Genomic DNA, 17,106 nt, shown 5'->3' with positions numbered 1-17,106 from the left:
CCCTCCTTCATTCAGTTTCGTCGGAGAACAAACAAACTAAAATTTAAAGTAATTATAACATGTCGAAATTTACTGTCAATAGTGTAAGCGATATCATTTTGAAAATATGTTATGAAAACTGACAATGTTGTTCGAAATGGTATGGAAAAGATCAAAAAAATAGATAAATATAACATATTGTGTGTAACTAAACTAACATCAAATTATGATAACGATTGATCCCTTCATCCCTCTTCGATAACAAAAAACCGCTTCACCGGACAAACGTCCGATCAAGCGGAATCGGGATAACAAGTTCAGGTACAAAACTTCTTCTTTGGCAGCTTCACTTCTTAGTGGAACCACCATTTGCGCCGCGGATGTTGCCGAAGTTCTTCTTCGCTGTAGAGCCGATGGCCGGGTTCGGGAGTATGCAGGAAACGTTCGGTGCCGAATTCGATTTTGCGGTATTCCGACTCTCCGTCGATTTCCAGCCGTCCTTGAATTTGGTGTACGGCGATTTGCATCTCAAGGAATCCTTCAACCATCTTAAGTCACCCTCCTAAATTGATGAGCTTTACTTTGAAAATCATGGCCTTCCGACGTTGTGAGCGATGCTTTGATTTACGCCTTCATTATAGCAAATCAACGATTTTTTTAGCACCGATAAACATTGGTTATCAGGGTCTTCAGCGCCCCAGTTCACAAAACTTCCAAAACTTGTCTTTCCTAGAAAAACGACTGTCTGCACGGGGAGAATTCTGAATTTTTGCGTAAAAAAACGCTCGCCCCTTTAATGGGACGCCCTTGTCCAAGACTTATTCAATGACTTTACAAGCTCAACTTAATAATCAGCGCTTGACAGGGAAGGCCGGTAACCGATCGTGGCAAGAAATATCGGCAGATCAATATCCGCTGTCCGGACGCTTTGCATGATTATCCCCTTTGATCCGGAAGCAGAGAGGAAAATAAGAGAGGAAGATAAATTCAGGAGAAGAAAATAGGTTTGGGAGAAGCAGACATGTTCGAGATCATTAGACAGGTTTGTAAGAAGGAGGTTTATGGAGAAGTGAAGCAGACCTGACGGGACGGGAGGAATGGGGCACGACACCGGAAAAAAAGAGAGGCCCGTGTGATTAGCCCCTCCCCTCCCCCCCCTGAACAAGAGGGATAATCGTGCAAAGCAGCATGCAGGGATACCAGGACACGAAACGCTATAGACAGCCCAGCCGCCTCAGAGCCAAAGTCATAATTTATTTGTCAAGCATTGATCTCGGTTTTGAGCCACTTTACATTGTTTATTTTCGAGTCAGTTAAGCGGGTTATGCTCTAATCAGCAGGTTTTCGATTGGGTTATGGCGTTCATTTCGTGCGGATCCCCAGCTTTTCCTCATAGACCTCGTACAATTCCTGCCAACCGTATTTGAGCGCTTCTTCCCCCACCATCGAGGGCATTTGCTCGCCGGCCAGCGTTCCGGCCAAACCATCCAGGCAAAGATGCCAACCCGCCGCGTAGGAAGGCGCTTGTTTGCGCTCCGCAAACCGATGCCGCAGCACCAGGGTCGTCTTACCTCGGTCAAGGGCGGCCAGTTCCCAGCGCAGAATATCTGCACCCCAGCGGAACACAAGCAGATAGGGAGCGTTAACCTCTAAAACATATCCTTCCATCTCTTCTGCCTCAGGCGTGTTGATATGCTTCAGCCTTACTGGCCCCACCTCGGTCAAATCCTTGTCCGTTGAAAACGGCCCCCACTTCGAGACTTGATCGGCCCGGGTCAGCGCGTCCCAAACTTTTTCCGGCGGATGATTCAATACCCGTTCCAGTACAAGCACCCAGTCCTCCTGCTCTTGCATAAGCTTTGGATTCTCAATCGGCGATCTCATGTTCCGTTTCCTCCTAATCTTTTTTCTGCTGGTCCAAAAAATTCTCCAAGGCATCAACATGCCGATTCCACTTCTTGCGATAGGCTTTCAGCCATTCGTCGATCTCTGCCAGCGGCTCGGCTTCCAGCGAATAGATGTGCTGCTGGGACTTGATCCGGACCTTGACCAGACCGCTTTGGCGCAGCGTCCGCAAATGCTTGGACACCAAGGGCTGCGACAGCCCCAACGCCTGGGCCAGATCCGTTACGTTGGATTCCGACTGGAGCAGCAGGTCCAAAATCCGCCGGCGGGAAGGCTCGGCAATGACGGCAAAGGTATCCGGCAAACTTATCGCCCCCTTCCTTTATCATCAACATAACCCATTAGTTATATAACTTCAAGTTCATATATGGCGAAAAGAAGAATTTTCTGTTGAGAGGAGTATTTTCACGTCAAAAATTGGAATTTTTATATTGATTTTACGTGTCACATAATATATGTTTTATTTGTGTGACACAGAAAGGAGGTGTACAAGCTGAGTCCACGAACAGGTCGGCCAAAAGCGGACAACCCCAAGAATTACATTATTAAGGCGCGGTTCGATGAAGAAACGTACAGAGCCGTGACTGATTATTGTAAAAAACATAATATCACCAGAACCGACGCGATCCGGCTGGGACTGAAACTGCTTTTGTCCGAAGAAAAATAATAGGAAGCGGCGCATCCCTCAAAGAACGACGCCACTTCCCCACAAGGCAACCCCCAAGAAAGGAAAGTTGCATAAATATCCTACCATGTGCAAACTTTCCTTTCAAGGAGGAGGCCTCTTATACCGAAAGGGAGGATAAACATGCCAAGCATTTTGGAAGAGCTTTATGCCGGAAATATTTTACCGGATGAAATGATCGTGCCCAGGAACCCGAAATATCGTCCATTATGCGGACAAACTCTCCGCGGCGATGGAGAAGTGGCGCAAGAAACTGGGCGAAGAGGAATTCCGCAAACTGGAAGCTTTGCTGGATCTTCATGCGGAGGCCAACGCCATGCATAATGAGGCAGCCTTCACGCACGGCTTCAAGCTGGGAGCGGCCATCCTGGCGGAAGTGCTGGCCGGTAAAGAGGAGCTTATCCGCTCAATATAGAAAGTAAGCAATAGCCGATTTTAGGGGCGGTAAGCTTCATGGAATAGCGGCACAAATAGACCGATTCCTTGGCGTGGGCGGTCTATTTGTGCTTATGAAAGGAAAGTATCATGACACATATAAGTTAAGGAGATGATCTCTTATGTCATGATTATTCCTACATGTGCTCAAAGAGAACAATCTTCAATTTTAATGCGGAGAGCCCGGCAAAAAATAATTCAATCCATTGGCCAAGAGGCATATGATAAACGAAGAATAGATGCTGATGAGGAATTTGAACGTATTACTGGTATCAAAGCCCGCTCTTAATGGAGCGGATTTTTTTACGCCCGAAAAATTCAAACAAAAACCACAAATTAATGTTGTTTTATGTTGATTTTCCAACAAATCGTATTTATGATGGAGTCAGATAGCGCAAGACTTGAAAGTTCTATGCACTTATTCAAGTGAACAGTTTCACAAAAAAGGAGGGTTTGGCCATGAGCCAACGTATGATTTTGAACGAAACCTCGTATTTCGGGGCCGGGGCGATTGCCGATATCGTCAATGAAGTGAAGCAGCGCCGTTTTGTTAAGGCATTGGTCGTAACCGACAAGGAGCTTGTGAAGCATAATGTCGTGTCCAAAATAACCGGTCTGCTTGACCTCCACCAGTTGCCTTATTCCGTTTTCGATGAAACGGTAGCGAATCCTACCATTGAAGTCGTGCAACAAGGATTGGCCGCCTTTAAGGCAGCCGGGGCCGATTATATCATCGCGATTGGCGGCGGATCGCCGATGGATACGGCCAAAGCGATCGGCATCATCAGCAACAATCCGGAATACGCCGACGTTCGCAGTTTGGAAGGAGCGGTGGCGACGGCCCACAAATCGGTGCCGATCATCGCCGTTCCGACAACGGCCGGGACAGCGGCGGAGGTCACGATTAACTATGTGATCACGGATACGCAAAACAAACGGAAATTTGTCTGCGTTGATCCCCATGACATTCCCATCGTCGCCATCGTCGACCCGGATATGATGAGCTCCATGCCCAAAGGACTCACCGCCGCCACCGGCATGGACGCTCTAACCCATGCGATCGAAGGATATATTACCAAAGCAGCCTGGGAATTGACCGATGCGCTGCATCTAAAAGCGGTGGAAATCATCGCCCGGTCCCTGCGCGGCGCCGTGAACAATGATCCGCAAGGCCGCGAAGGAATGGCACTGGGGCAGTATATCGCCGGCATGGGCTTTTCTAATGTGGGCCTGGGGTTGGTGCACGGGATGGCTCATCCGTTGGGAGCTTTTTACGATACGCCTCATGGAGTGGCTAATGCTATTTTGCTGCCGTCCATTATGGCATACAACGCCGATTACACCGGGGAAAAATACCGCGACATCGCCAAAGCGATGGGCGTGCCGGGAATCGAACAAATGAGCATCCAGGAAGCTCGCAAAGCTGCGGTTGCCGCAGTTCGCCAGCTGTCGGAGGACGTCGGCATTCCGTCCCGTCTCCGTGAAGCCGGTGTGCGGGAAGAGGACATCCCCGCCCTCGCCCGCTCCGCGTTCGAAGATGTATGTACGGGTGGCAATCCGCGGGAGACAACGGTGGCCGAGATTGAGGAGTTGTATCGGGCGATTTTTTAGGTCGCTAGATCTCACAGGTTAATAAGCAAGGGGAGCTCATAGCCATGGAACGGCTGCAGGATCCCCCTAAAAAATCTTCGTGATCGTGTAAATTTCAGTTTAGTTGTGATACAATAAAAGTACTTTTAAAAGTATTTAAAAGCCTTTATTATTAAGGAGCCGTGCTTGCAGGGCACAGCCCCGGGCAATAGCCGCTTTTAAGGGCGGCAGGCTGTAAGAATGGGCACAAATAGACCGATTCCTTGGCATGGGGCGGTCTATTTGCGTTTATGGAAGGAAAGTATCAGGACAATTAAAGTCGCAAATGAGATCATTAGCGTTAACGCTTGATAAACTTCCACCTGGCATCCCTCCCTTCTATAGAGAGGTAGCCCGACCGCCCTTGCAAGCCTATTCTATTGCTTACTTGGATTATACCATAATTTTGTAAATAGTCAGGCCTCGAAGATCGAAATAATCGGACGATCGTGAGAACTGTGCAATAACAAGGAAACGGAAGTTACAAGAGCAAATCTCTTCTAAATGCCCCTCGTCTGCAGCGAGGTTTTAATGAAAAAAGGGAGCCTAGGGCGGTAAAACCGCAGCAAGCTCCCTTTCATATTTTATTTCACCAGTTGTCCGCGCGTGACGCCTAGCTGGTTGGTAGCTTTTAGCGTTTTCCAGACTTGGGTACCGCTGATTTCACCGCGCAGGGCGCGGTTGTACAGGTCGATGACCTTGTGCACCTGATCCGGGGTTTCCTCTAGGAATTCAACCCGGTAGCGCGGTACGCCAAGCTCAAGGAAATGGTTCAAATACTCCGCGCCGGACTGTTCGATCGCGTTGTACACCGTGTTGCGGCAGCCTTCATCGACCCGGACCGGGTGGGACATGCCAATGCGGTCCTGCAGCGATGCCCGGTGCTGCTCGCACGGACGGCCGCAGTTGGTGTAGTCGGTGCCTTCGCTTAGGAAGGTGCAGTACACGCAATGCTCTGTGTGGAACATCGGCAAATGCTGATGGATGACGACTTCCATGTCGGCCGCCCTACTGACCTGCAGCAGGTCGACCATCTGCTGGATGTTCAAATCATAGGACGGCGTGACGATGTCGCAGCCGGCCTCCAGGAACAGCTCTACCGTTTTGTGATTGGCGATGTTCAGCGAAAAATCGCCGATCAGCCGCGGGTGCACGGCCGACGGATTCTCCATGCGGTGGCGCAGGTAATAGTAAAGCGCCCCGGTGTTGCGCACCAGCACCGCGTCGGGCTGAAGGCGCAGGATGTTGTTGTGGTAGCCGTTTTCGCCCGGCATATGGATGCGCGGCGTGGCCAGCGCAATTTGCTTGCCGGCGGCATGAACGGCTTCGACCGCTGCCGTGAACTGCTTGATAAACTCGAAGTCGGCGTAGACAAAGGAAACGCCGGCTTCGAGCGCAGCCTGCACCTGCGGCAGGCTGCGGCACAGCGCGGTGAGCTGCGCTTCACCGTGCGTATGCGGCGCGCGGCGCGGGCCGGCACCGGCCAGGCCGGCCGCGGCAGGCGGGGCGTCCCCCGCCGCCGCCCGCGTCCACACGGGCGGCTTCGGCCGCTCGGCGGCGAGCAGCTCCACCGCGCGCCGGCGGATGCCGTTCAGCTCTCGAATCGGCAGGATGACGTCGCCATGCAGCTCCGCATCCAGCTGCTCGAGCTGAAACACCGTGCCGCCGAGACGCCCGAACTGCTCTTCGAGCAGCGCTGCGTCCATCGGCCGTTTTTGCGCCACCTCGAGCTCCAGCTCCGAGTCGACGCGCACCATCGTGCCCTTCTGCACATCCGTCCAGAAGGTGGTGAGCAGCCCGCCGGGGCGCCCGACGGCCCGCACATGCACCGGAAACACGCGGTACGGTTTGTCCGTCTCGAACGTTTGGCGCAGCCGTTTGTCGAGCGCCGGATCGCTCGTTTTCCAAATGCGGTCGCCGACATGCACCCGGCGCAAATCCACGTCGTTACGCCCCGGCACAATGTCCACGATCCAGCCCTCGCCGGCCTCGCCCTCCTGCTTCACGCCTTTGCGGCGCAGGTCGTAAACGCGTCCGCCTTCTTCTTTTTTCGTCGGATCTCCGGCATCAAACACGATCCCGTCGCCGCGCTTCAGCGGCGCTTCCAGCTTGCAGACAACGCCGTCGCGCAGCACCTTTTCGACCCGGCCCAGGTATACGCCCCGGCTTTTCGGGAACGTCCCGTCAACCAGCTTTTTATTGTTCGTCCCTTCCAGGAACCCGTGCGTAAAGCCGCGCGAAAAACTCTGCTGCAGCTCGCGGATCTCCTCCTTGGAAGGCTTCGTATCATCCCCGTCAAAATAGCGGTCGATCGCCTTGCGGTATTTGCTTACTACGTTCGCCACGTACTCCGGACTTTTCAGCCGCCCTTCGATTTTAAACGAAGTCACGCCCGCCTCGATCAGCTCCGGCATGATGTCGATCGCCGCCAAATCCTTCGGCGACAGCAGATAGGCCACATCGCCCATCGGTTTCTTTTCCCCGTCGACCATGAGGTCGTACGGCAGCCGGCACGCCTGCGCGCACTCGCCGCGGTTGGCCGAACGCCCGCCCCACATTTCCGACGTCAGGCACTGACCGGAATACGACACGCACAGCGCCCCGTGCACAAACACCTCCATCGGCAGCTTGGCCTGCTCCCCGATCACCTTGATCTGCTTCAGGTTGTTTTCCCGTCCCAAAACGACCCGCTCCATGTTCCACGGCTTGACGAACTCCACCGCCTCCGGCGAAGTAATCGTCATCTGCGTCGATCCGTGAATCGGAAAATCCGGCGATATTTCGCGGATCAGCTTCACCAGCCCGAGGTCCTGCACGATCACCGCGTCCACGCCGCTTTCGATGCACGCCTCCACCAGTTCCCGCGCCTCTTTCAGCTCATCCTCGAACACGAGAATGTTGAACGTCAGAAACCCTTTGACCCCATAGCTGTGCAAAAACGCCATGATCTCCGGCAGTTCGTCCATACGAAAATTGTTCGCCCGCGCCCGGGCATTAAACTTCTCCACGCCAAAAAAAATCGCGTCCGCCCCGTTCGCCACCGCCGCCCGCATGCAGTCCCAGTCACCCGCCGGCGCCAGCAGCTCCACATCCTGCCTCGTCAATCCTGCCTTGCTCATGTATATCCTCCTAAAACCGGCTTAAGCCGGCACAAAGTCTTAAATCTATATCCATACCTGATAAAAGTTCAAAATTTAATCATCCGTCAACCTATATATTCTAGCAGACATTGCCGGCGTACTCTAGCTTTTCCATCCATTCACAAGGAAAAAAGCACTTATTTGATTTCGGGGACCTTCAGGCGTTTTGAAATTAATTTCACCGTCCTGCTGAAGCTGACGCTTAATCAGAGCGGAAAGCTTTTTCCTGGCTTTGGCAGCGCTTCGCGAATCAATTCCGGCAGTTGTTGCAAAATGTACAGTTAGTTATCCGGAAAGGCTGCCACAGCGCTTGATGAAGTGCAAATCCTGCAATTACCTCGTTTTCTTTTTAAGGAAAGGTAATGAAACGGGAATGTAAGTGCATGAAATGCAATTGAAACGAATGTTAGGGCATTTTGATATAAAATTAAGTGTATGATTTGCAATATCGTTATAGTAAAGCCAATCACATATTCAGTTATAATCCCCATTATCCTCCACCCTCGAAAAAAGGCCTCGCCCCTCAGCCAAAAAACCCCCGCTCCCGATAATAACGGGATTACGGAGGTTTTACCATGCTATTTGTTTCGCCGCGCCCGCGACGCTTGAATGATCTCCGCCGCCTGGCGGATGATCTCGTCCAGCGAGGCCTCATCCGTGGCATCGTATTCGTCGATATTCAGCCGCAGCACCGGGCACGCGTCAAACTCCTCGATCCATTTGGCATAGCGCTTATACATCTGCTCCCAATAGGATACGTCGGTTTGGATTTCCATTTCCCGGCCCCGCAGCCGGATCCGCTTCAAAATCGAAGACAGCTCGCCTTCCAAATAGATCAGCACATCCGGATGCGGAAAATACGGCGTCATCACCATCGCCTCAAACAGGCTGCTGTATGTTTCGTAATCGGTTTTGGACATTGTGCCCTGGTCGGCATGCATTTTGGCAAAAATACCGGTGTCCTCGTAAATCGAACGGTCCTGCACAAATCCGCCGCCCGCTTCGAAAATCGCTTTTTGCTCCTTAAAACGTTCGGCCAAAAAATAAATTTGCAGATGAAAGCTCCATCTTTCAAAATCGTGGTAAAACTTCTCCAGATAGGGGTTCTGATCGACCTTCTCCATCGAAGTGCGGAAGCCGAGCCGGGCCGCCAGGGCTGAAGTCAGCGTGGATTTGCCTACGCCTACGGTGCCCGCGACCGTGATCAAAGCGTCTTGGGGAATATGAAAATCATGGCTCATCGTTTACATACGCTCCTTTATCTCGGCAACGATTTGTTCAAAATGCTCCGGATGCTCGACAAAATCCATCGCATTGCCGTCCACCGCGATGACAACCGTTTCAGGTTCATTCGCTTTAATGCGGGCCATCGCCTCATCGTAATCCTCGATTAACCGCTCCAGATAACCGGGATCGATGTCCTGCTCAAAGCTCCGGCCGCGTTTTTTGATTCTTTGCTGCAGGGTCGCCAGATCCGCCCGGATATACACGATCAGGTTAGGCTTCGGCAAATCGTCGGTCAGCAGATGATAAATTTGCCGGTATTTGTCAAGCTGGCCCCCTTTCAGCGTGCGCTGGGCAAAAATCAAATTTTTATAAATATGATAATCGGACACGACCGGCCGGCGGCGGGACACAAACTTCAGCGCCGTATCCTCCAGTTGCTTGTACCGGTTGCACAAAAAGAACATCTCCAGTTGAAAGCTCCAATCCCCGCTGTTCTGGTAAAACTTGTCCAGGAACGGATTTTCCTCCACAATCTCCTTCAGGAGCGGAAAATCAAACCGCTCAGCGAGCATCGCCGCCAGCGTTGTTTTGCCGGCCCCAATCGCGCCTTCCACTGCAATAAACGGACTTGGTTTCATAACTCTAGGGTCCTCCCGCATCTCACTTGCTCGTTAATAGACTAGAACATTGTAGCATAGAACTAGCAAATCCGTGAGCAAAAAAGAACTCCTTCCCCAAAAAACGGAGAAGGAGTCTTCCCAAACTTTCTTAATGCGTAACCATGGAACGAAAATCGCCCCGGCTCGATTGGTCCGCGTGATAGAACACGACGTCCCCGTCCAGCAGCGCAAAGGTCCGTCCGTACGGATCGTCCGCGCTGCGCCTAAACCCTTCCAGCCCGAACCACTGGTTCATTAACGGGGCGTCGATATACTGAAGATGGGGCTTGTCCGTGTTCCCATCCCGCACCGTCTCGATGTTGAAGTTCACGACAATGTATCCATCCTTCAAAAATATCGGCGACTTATCCGTTAGCCCGCCGTGCGTCCGCCCGTATTCGGCCACATTCGTCCCCGCCGCCACCGCGTACAGGTCGGCCGGCAGGCTGTACTCGCCATACCATTTTTGCACCGCGGCATTGGCCCGGGCCGGATCGACGCTGGGCGGCAGATCGGTTTTGGGTCCGATCAGCGTCCGCACGCCTTCCGGCAGCCGCAGCAGGCTGAAACTGCCCACGGCCGTCCGCTGCTTCGTCGTTTTGCGAATAAAGTTCTGCACGAACTGGCTTCGCCCGATCCCGGCCACCTGATTAAACGTATAGTCGTGATCGTATTTGTATAGCGCCGTATCGGTCAACTCCTCGGCCGGCACATTCCGCAGCCGCTCGTTCAAAACGACATAACGCTGCACCTTGTCGGAAGGCGAGCCGATTTTGACGTAGCTTTTGCTGCCGGTATGGTAGTACAAATCAACGGGCGTCCGTGTGCCTTTTTTCGCATCGATAAAATAAAACGCCGGCGTAATTGCAATCTGATCCTGCGCCCCAAACATATTCCCTTTCGTTTTGAGGTCAAACTTGAAATGGTAGCCCGTCTTGATCACAGCGTTATTGTACAGCGGATGGCTGCCCGGGCGGATCGGCAGCGTGAACCTGCTCGTGTTGCCGCGCGCCGCCCCGTCAATCCCGTTCAAGCCTACCCAATAAGACGCACCGGTCGGCGTTCGCCCGCCTTTTTCGGTCCGGAACACACTTTCCCAGTTATAATCGGCAATATCCGTCACTCGAAAATCGTACACGCGCCCGATCGCATCCACCGGCACGGTATCATAGGCGATATGATGCTTAAGATCCAGATTGGCATTGGTTTGATCCGTGGCCCCGGACGGCGCATTATGCGCGATCGTGCGAAACTCGACATCGTAAAAGCCTTCATCCACCCACACCGGTAAGAAAAACGCAAACGACTCCTTGCTTTTGTCCACTTCGATCCAGGTATTTTTCGAGTAAAAAGCCGATTTCGTTCCATCGTACACGTCAAACGGGAAACGCACCTGCTTGCTGCCTATGTATTTGAGGTAGTTCCGGTTCCCATAACCGAGATAATTCGCATGCTGTCCGCTGTTTGGCATTTCCACGGTAAAAGGCCGGTCAAGAATAATCGCGGAACGCCCCTCGGCTGGATTCGTTTTTTGATTGTGGGCCCGATCATCCGAAACGCTGGGATAGATGACAACCGGCGTATGTACCGTTACCGAATTGATCCCGTAGATTGGAAAGTCTTTATTGGCGTCCGCATCGGTACTCCCGTTCATGATTTCGTAGTAAATCCTCCCGCTGCTCGCTTGGTCCGCCTTGTTCGTTTTGCTAGTTGGTATAATATGGTCTGGGCTATATAGTACGTTGTCATTAATGATTCTCGCTTCCGGAATTTCACCCGGCATTTCAGTTTGTCCTTCTACCCAGCCGTCATTCATAATTGTTTGACCTGCAAATTCCAGTAAATCATTTCGGACATACAGCTTGGGCGCACGTTTACTGCCTTCTGCTTCCATTTCCCCCCGCTCGCGTGTATCGTTTTCAATATCCGGCCTTTTAGTTCCGCCATCGATATCCTTATCCCTCAGTACAATGGTTTTAATCTGTGGCGGGGGTTGGATATGGGTAGAGTAAGCCGCTAATACAAAATCGGGCGGATCATATCCCGCTGGCAAAATCGAGATTCCACCACCCTCAAAGGCATAGTTCAAAAGCGTCGCCCTGACTATCTCATACAACTGAAATTCAGCTACTGCCCAGTAAGCATAGGGCTTCGTAACCTTAACGTCATAAGTCAACGTTACATTTTCAGACCTGTGCTTATAGCCGACACCAAATACGTATTCTACCCAACGCAGATTAAAATCTCTTGTTACAGGCACAGTAAAGGTGCAAGTCCCTGCCATTTTATTGTATTTGTAGTTATACAAATATTCTTTCGCTGTGACATTACCATACAAACTTTCCGAGGTCGGTATGCCATCCGCTACATTGAATCGTTCACTTCCCCGGCTGTCTGCTTTAATGACTGCGCTCGCGTTAGGATTAAAATCCTCGCCGGCCATAGATCGCTCAGGTGATGGTTTCGTACATTTTACGCCTGGCGGCCCATCCGGGTCTTCGGGACCCTCGGGGTCCCCGCCAGTTCCGACCGTAATTGCGGCCGCTCCATACAGCCAGTACGGTCCTTTTTTCCACTGGGCGGTGATCGTGGCCGTTCCTTTGGACTTGGCGGTCACTTTCCCTGAAGCATCTACAGCAGCCACCGCACTATTGTCAGACGTCCATACCGTTTCGGAAGCCGTTGTGACATCATACCAATTGTCGTTCCAATCCGACATATTATATTCGAGTGTCGCTACCTGAGCTTTCATCTCCTTGGTCTGACCCACCGCCAGCGTGGCGTTGTCCAGCACGCGCATTTTCTTTTTCTCGACCACGTACCCTTTGTAATTGACAAGCATCGGGATGTAGTATTCGGCCATAAATTTGTCCGCTCCGTCGTAGCGGGTGGAGTATTTATATCTTAAACTGTAGTCCAATGGATACCCCGTTGAAACTTTAATGGTTGCTTTAGTACTTCCCTCTTGAAATAATGGTTTAGAACCGACAGGTTCAAAGCTAGGTTCATTAGTCCAAGTCATATCTTCAATCATTAGTTCTTTAACATAAGTCTTGGAGAATGAATTTTTCTGCATGTCTGTCATAGAAGACGGGGCATAATTTGTCATATCCAACTCAAAATCTGTACGTTTTTTCAAAGGTACGGCATTGGCCCCACTACTATAGGTGCCTGTTTCTACACGAGTTCCATTATCAAATGTAGCGACCCAAATATCCGTATCACTTTGAACCCAAACTACTTTCGGTAATGCATCGGCCTGCCCTCTCACTTCCACTTTTACAGTTTGCATCTGCGCTGGCCCCCCTGGAGTTACTTCTATCCCTTTTGTTGGGTAACCATTTGAAAATGCAGCGAAAGAGTGGTTTGAAAATAGGGCTATAAATAGAATCGATAACAAGAAAACAGCATATCTATTTTTCAATCGCACCAATTCCTATTATTTGTTATTAATAGATGCAAATGAACCATCGTCTGTTGTGATTTGAGATCCCATTGTTTCAGAATCCAAAAATCGCTGAACCCATACGGTAATCCCATTGCCGTTGTTATTTCCTTTAAAAAATTCCTTTGCATTCATATGTGGGAGAGTAAAGTAACCATACTTCTGCATAAGATTTTGATTTAGAATCCTACTCCCCCTGACTACACCATCTCCCACGCCGGTCATATAGTGATCGAGGTCAAACTCTTTTGTTTTCGGATAAATCGTAATCTGAATATACGCTCTATATACCCCCGGTTTATCCAACCGACTAATATAATCCGTCTCATCCACAAACAACGGCGCATAGATGCTCTTAATATTTTTGAAATCTTCGGTATCGACCACGATATAATTGTGCAGCTTTAGGCTGCCGGCGTTATTTCGGAATGTGAGTGTTTTTTCCGCCACATCGTTTAAAGAGGTGTTGCCGGTTGTAAACGGGCTGATCGTCTCCAGATTGGTCCGTTCCGTGCCGACCTGGCGCAGTTCCTTGAGGCCAAGGAAGTCGTCGGCCTTTTGGCCGCTTACTCGTTCCAGATTCAGCAGGATCGTGGAAGCTTCCGCCCGGGTTGCGTTTTTGTCCAGGCCGAAGGAGCCGTCCGGGTAACCGCTCATTAATTTCGTTCCTAAAGCTACGGCGATGTAAGAGGACTTAATTTGCGGTATGCCGGGATTAAAATATTCCTTTACCGGGATCACGGTGGTCTTCGTATCCTCCAATGCTTGTTTGTAATCCTCAGCGGCCGCCGCCAGCCCCGAGGTCATCCATTTTGACATTTCAAACCGGGTAATCGGCGTATTGGGCTTAAATCCGTTCGGATAGTCGCCGGGCTGAATATATCCGAGGGACACGGCGCGTTCCACCTCGGCTTCGCTCCAATGACCTGTCAGATCGGAAAACTCATGGCCGGAAGAAGCCGTTTCAGCGGCATCCCCTTTCGCCGCACGCGCCAAAAGCGCGGCAAATTCGGCCCGGGTCACGGTCGCGTTCGGCTTGAAGGTTCCATCGGCGTAGCCTTTGAAGTAACCTTTGGCGACCGCCGAATCAATCGCCTTTTTCGCCCAGTGGTCGTATTTCACGTCCTTAAAAGTGATTGCTGCAGCATTCACCGTGCCGACGGCCGTATGGGACCCGAACGGAATAAAAGCGCTTATCAAAGTCCCGGCCAACAGAAATGACAGCCATTTTTTCATGGAATTGCCTCACCCTTCCTTCTATTGTTTTACACTAATCACATAAAATGCCTTATTTCTAATTATTCGCTCCTTTTCTATCATCACCTCCCGTAACATCCCTATTTTGTGAAAATAACCCATTTTAGGCAATAAAAAAACACACCTCGATTATCGACGAGCGATATCAAGGTGTGCTTCACCTGTTTCCATTATATTACACTTTGCGGATTCGTAAAGACTTTGCGCTAAAAAAATTCAAAGGCACCTCATCCCGCCCGGATTAAGATGCCCAACCATTTCACTGCATGAAGGGTTATGTACCGGAAGCTTAACCGAACCAGCCTTTGATCATAATGGCGTCGGACACCAAAAACACGAGCAGGCTGATAATGCCGAAGGCGATGGCGAACAGATTTTTCTTCGGACGTTCTTTGAACAAGCGGACCACGCCGATCAAAATGATCACGGTGAACAAAATCATAAAAATATCGAATCCGTTAAACGTCGTTGTCGTTTCTCCCGCTGCGGCGAGCAACATCGCGAAACCTCCTCTTGAAATCCACGAAATTACATATCTCCTTCTATGTTATCTTCCCGCCCCGCCGGATGCAAGAGGAAAGACAAAAAATCGTCAAAAAAATAACTCCAAAGGATGGTTTTTTATCTCTTTTCGCTCAATTGTTCATTGACATCCTCATTATTACCAGAACTTTGTTTTTCCATAAGGAAGTCTTATGTCCAAAAGCCCTTCTGTCGGTTTACGCTCCTTCATAACTATGGTACCATTATGTTACTTATATCATAGTTATTCTGTCGGAATTATAGATTTGATCATACAAGGAGGGGTTACGCATGGCATACGAGCCGATTTGGACAAAAGAACCGGAGAAATTAAACAAATTCGAATTCGTCAAGCTGGAAAAAGACGGCCTGGACGTCATCCGCACCATTATCGAGGAATACGCGGTCAAAGGGTATGACTCCATCCCGGCGGACGATATGGACCGTTTCAAATGGGCCGGCGTATATCAGCAAAAACCGAAGGACGGCCATTTCATGATGCGCGTGCGGATCAACACCGGGATCATGAACACCAAGCAAGCCCGGGCGTTAGCTGAAATTTCCAAATTGTACGGACGCGGGCTCGTGGACGTCACGACCCGTCAGGCGATTCAATTCCACTGGCTGCGTGTGGAGAATTTGCCGGATATTTTTCGGCGGCTGGAAGAAGTCGGCCTTTATTCGTTTGAAGCCTGCGGCGACTGCCCGCGTACGATCGTCGGCAACCCGCTTGCCGGCATCGATAAGGATGAGCTGATCGACACGGCGGACATCGTGGAAGAAGTGAACACCTTTTTCCTGCTGAACCGCGATTTTTCGAATTTGCCGCGCAAATACAAGATGTCCATCTCTGCCAACATTTATAACAACGCGCAGGCGGAGATCAACGACCTGGCCTTCGTTCCGGCCGTCAAAACGATCGGCGGCGAAGAGGTGATCGGTTTTCACGCGCTGGTTGGCGGCGGTCTTTCGGCCAAGCCCCATCTGGCGAAGCCCTTGGACATTTTCGTGAGACCGGAGGAAGTGCTGAAGGTGGCGGTCGGCGTGACGACGATTTTCCGGGATTACGGATACCGCGAGAAACGCCATCAAGCCCGCCTGAAATTTCTGGTTGCCGATTGGGGCCCGGAAAAATTCAAAGACAAGCTGATCGAATTGATCGGTGACCTGCCTTCGCGCGGCGAAGACAAAACGGCAGGCTGGCAAGCCGCCTATTTCGACGGCGTCCATCCGCAAAAACAAAAGGGCTTAAACTACATCGGCCTAAACGTTCCCGTCGGCCGTTTCAATGCGGATGAACTCGTACAGCTGGCCGATGTGGCCGATCAATACGGGGAAGGAAAAATCCGCACCACGATGTCCCAGAACATTTTGCTGAGCGGCATTCCGGACGACAAGGTGGAGGAAGCGCTGAAAGCTCCCGTCCTGCAGCGGCTGACGCCGTTTCCGAAGCATTTTATGAGCCGCACCGTCTCCTGCACGGGCAATGAGTTCTGCAATCTCGCGATCGTGGAAACGAAACGCCGCGCCGCCGAGGTTGCCGAATATTTGGATCAGCACGTCGAATTGGACGAAAAAGTACGCATCCATTTCATCGGCTGCCCGAACGCCTGCGGACAAAAGCATATCGCCGACATCGGTCTGCAAGGCTCTTTGGTGAAAACGCCGGAAGGCATGGTCGACGCGTTCGACATCGCCGTCGGTGGCACTCTCGGCGGCGGGCCTAACGGACCCCAGGCGCAGTTTAACCAGGCTTTGAAAGGCCGCGTCAAAGGCGATCAGGTGGCCCAGGTGCTGGAGCAGCTCCTGCTGTTCTACAAAGAGCAGCGCACCGCCGGGGAATCGTTCCACAGCTTTGTGCTCCGGGTTGGCGCTCCCGCCTTCCAGGAGAAGCTTAGCGGCATTTTAGAGGCCGGGGTTGCTTCGTAAAAGAACGTGAGGCAGCCAGATATTGCATCGCAAAGGGCTGGTGATTGGTGCCAGCCCCTTGCTCATTTACTAGGCCCGTAGCGTATAAGTGCAAAACTTACAATTACTTTCGGAAATTTGGCTGAATCCTTTGTTTTAATTGCATAACCTGCATTTAAAACGGAACTTAGCTTCGGCCAACCTCTATACCCTATATTTAATCGCACTTTTTACAACTGTTGCTCTCATCCGACTCAAACATGCCATCCCAAATGTAGGAAATGCAATTAATTTCGTCCTAACACTATATTTGTC

14 protein-coding genes and 1 pseudogene are annotated in these 17,106 nt (G+C 51.0%); 5 read left to right on the top strand and 10 right to left on the bottom strand.

The window, feature by feature from the left end; translation table 11 throughout:
- Positions 1 to 332: 332 nt before the first annotated feature.
- The 3 genes from DYE26_RS27080 to DYE26_RS27070 all read right to left on the bottom strand — a co-directional run bounded on the left by DYE26_RS27080 (position 333) and on the right by DYE26_RS27070 (position 2,188).
- Positions 333 to 527, bottom strand: a complete 195-nt coding sequence (locus tag DYE26_RS27080; RefSeq protein ID WP_036619421.1) for a hypothetical protein — start codon at positions 525 to 527, stop codon at positions 333 to 335.
- An 814-nt stretch (positions 528 to 1,341) separates the two neighbouring features.
- Positions 1,342 to 1,863, bottom strand: a complete 522-nt coding sequence (locus tag DYE26_RS27075; protein WP_051985232.1) for an SRPBCC family protein — start codon at positions 1,861 to 1,863, stop codon at positions 1,342 to 1,344.
- 13 nt (positions 1,864 to 1,876) lie between these two features.
- On the bottom strand, positions 1,877 to 2,188 hold the full coding sequence (locus tag DYE26_RS27070) for an ArsR/SmtB family transcription factor (protein ID WP_036619420.1): 312 nt from the start codon (positions 2,186 to 2,188) through the stop codon (positions 1,877 to 1,879).
- Between the two features lie 504 nt (positions 2,189 to 2,692).
- On the opposite strand from DYE26_RS27070, the pseudogene DYE26_RS34980 reads away from it, so the two are divergent.
- The 4 genes and pseudogenes from DYE26_RS34980 to fucO form a co-directional block, all read left to right on the top strand.
- A pseudogene (locus DYE26_RS34980) lies at positions 2,693 to 2,749 on the top strand (hypothetical protein); the annotation flags it as partial.
- A gap of 52 nt (positions 2,750 to 2,801) precedes the next feature.
- Complete coding sequence (locus DYE26_RS34735) at positions 2,802 to 2,984, top strand: DUF6809 family protein (RefSeq protein ID WP_307719345.1); 183 nt, start codon at positions 2,802 to 2,804, stop codon at positions 2,982 to 2,984.
- 147 nt (positions 2,985 to 3,131) lie between these two features.
- The gene (locus DYE26_RS33650; RefSeq protein ID WP_164815303.1) at positions 3,132 to 3,293 is read left to right on the top strand and encodes a hypothetical protein; all 162 of its coding nucleotides are present in this window, start codon (positions 3,132 to 3,134) and stop codon (positions 3,291 to 3,293) included.
- 170 nt (positions 3,294 to 3,463) lie between these two features.
- On the top strand, positions 3,464 to 4,615 hold the full coding sequence (fucO, locus tag DYE26_RS27055; RefSeq protein ID WP_036619419.1) for a lactaldehyde reductase: 1,152 nt from the start codon (positions 3,464 to 3,466) through the stop codon (positions 4,613 to 4,615).
- 257 nt (positions 4,616 to 4,872) lie between these two features.
- Here fucO and DYE26_RS34975 read toward each other — a convergent pair whose 3' ends face one another.
- The 7 genes from DYE26_RS34975 to DYE26_RS27025 form a co-directional block, all read right to left on the bottom strand.
- Positions 4,873 to 4,956 (bottom strand): putative holin-like toxin, encoded by an 84-nt coding sequence (locus DYE26_RS34975; protein WP_221928479.1) that lies wholly within the window; start codon positions 4,954 to 4,956, stop codon positions 4,873 to 4,875.
- Between the two features lie 261 nt (positions 4,957 to 5,217).
- Positions 5,218 to 7,752 (bottom strand): U32 family peptidase, encoded by a 2,535-nt coding sequence (locus DYE26_RS27050; protein ID WP_036619418.1) that lies wholly within the window; start codon positions 7,750 to 7,752, stop codon positions 5,218 to 5,220.
- A 599-nt stretch (positions 7,753 to 8,351) separates the two neighbouring features.
- On the bottom strand, positions 8,352 to 9,014 hold the full coding sequence (locus DYE26_RS27045; protein WP_036619417.1) for a deoxynucleoside kinase: 663 nt from the start codon (positions 9,012 to 9,014) through the stop codon (positions 8,352 to 8,354).
- Positions 9,015 to 9,017: 3 nt separating this feature from the next.
- A complete protein-coding gene (locus tag DYE26_RS27040; protein WP_036619416.1) occupies positions 9,018 to 9,638 on the bottom strand; it encodes a deoxynucleoside kinase in 621 nt (206 codons plus the stop codon).
- 130 nt (positions 9,639 to 9,768) lie between these two features.
- On the bottom strand, positions 9,769 to 12,579 hold the full coding sequence (locus DYE26_RS27035) for a DUF5704 domain-containing protein (protein ID WP_240534093.1): 2,811 nt from the start codon (positions 12,577 to 12,579) through the stop codon (positions 9,769 to 9,771).
- A gap of 519 nt (positions 12,580 to 13,098) precedes the next feature.
- The gene (locus DYE26_RS27030) at positions 13,099 to 14,340 is read right to left on the bottom strand and encodes an S-layer homology domain-containing protein (RefSeq protein WP_036619415.1); all 1,242 of its coding nucleotides are present in this window, start codon (positions 14,338 to 14,340) and stop codon (positions 13,099 to 13,101) included.
- Between the two features lie 310 nt (positions 14,341 to 14,650).
- Positions 14,651 to 14,860, bottom strand: a complete 210-nt coding sequence (locus DYE26_RS27025) for a hypothetical protein (protein WP_036619413.1) — start codon at positions 14,858 to 14,860, stop codon at positions 14,651 to 14,653.
- 314 nt (positions 14,861 to 15,174) lie between these two features.
- Between DYE26_RS27025 and DYE26_RS27020 the strand changes: the two genes are divergently transcribed.
- Positions 15,175 to 16,812, top strand: coding sequence for a nitrite/sulfite reductase (locus DYE26_RS27020; protein WP_036619411.1), 1,638 nt, complete (start codon positions 15,175 to 15,177; stop codon positions 16,810 to 16,812).
- Positions 16,813 to 17,106: the final 294 nt, after the last annotated feature.

Origin of the sequence: Paenibacillus macerans (genome assembly GCF_900454495.1) — a bacterium.
Classification (GTDB): Bacteria; Bacillota; Bacilli; order Paenibacillales; family Paenibacillaceae; genus Fontibacillus; species Fontibacillus macerans.
This window is presented reverse-complemented; position numbering and strand designations above follow the sequence as displayed.

Coding starts and splice junctions, on each gene's coding strand:
- DYE26_RS33650 (WP_164815303.1), top strand. CDS start 3,132: ATGATTATTCCTACATGTGCTCAAAGAGAACAATCTTCAATTTTAATG.
- DYE26_RS34735 (WP_307719345.1), top strand. CDS start 2,802: ATGGAGAAGTGGCGCAAGAAACTGGGCGAAGAGGAATTCCGCAAACTG.
- DYE26_RS27040 (WP_036619416.1), bottom strand. CDS start 9,638: ATGAAACCAAGTCCGTTTATTGCAGTGGAAGGCGCGATTGGGGCCGGC.
- fucO (WP_036619419.1), top strand. CDS start 3,464: ATGAGCCAACGTATGATTTTGAACGAAACCTCGTATTTCGGGGCCGGG.
- DYE26_RS27025 (WP_036619413.1), bottom strand. CDS start 14,860: ATGTTGCTCGCCGCAGCGGGAGAAACGACAACGACGTTTAACGGATTC.
- DYE26_RS27045 (WP_036619417.1), bottom strand. CDS start 9,014: ATGAGCCATGATTTTCATATTCCCCAAGACGCTTTGATCACGGTCGCG.
- DYE26_RS27075 (WP_051985232.1), bottom strand. CDS start 1,863: ATGAGATCGCCGATTGAGAATCCAAAGCTTATGCAAGAGCAGGAGGAC.
- DYE26_RS27030 (WP_036619415.1), bottom strand. CDS start 14,340: ATGAAAAAATGGCTGTCATTTCTGTTGGCCGGGACTTTGATAAGCGCT.
- DYE26_RS27050 (WP_036619418.1), bottom strand. CDS start 7,752: ATGAGCAAGGCAGGATTGACGAGGCAGGATGTGGAGCTGCTGGCGCCG.
- DYE26_RS27020 (WP_036619411.1), top strand. CDS start 15,175: ATGGCATACGAGCCGATTTGGACAAAAGAACCGGAGAAATTAAACAAA.
- DYE26_RS27080 (WP_036619421.1), bottom strand. CDS start 527: ATGGTTGAAGGATTCCTTGAGATGCAAATCGCCGTACACCAAATTCAA.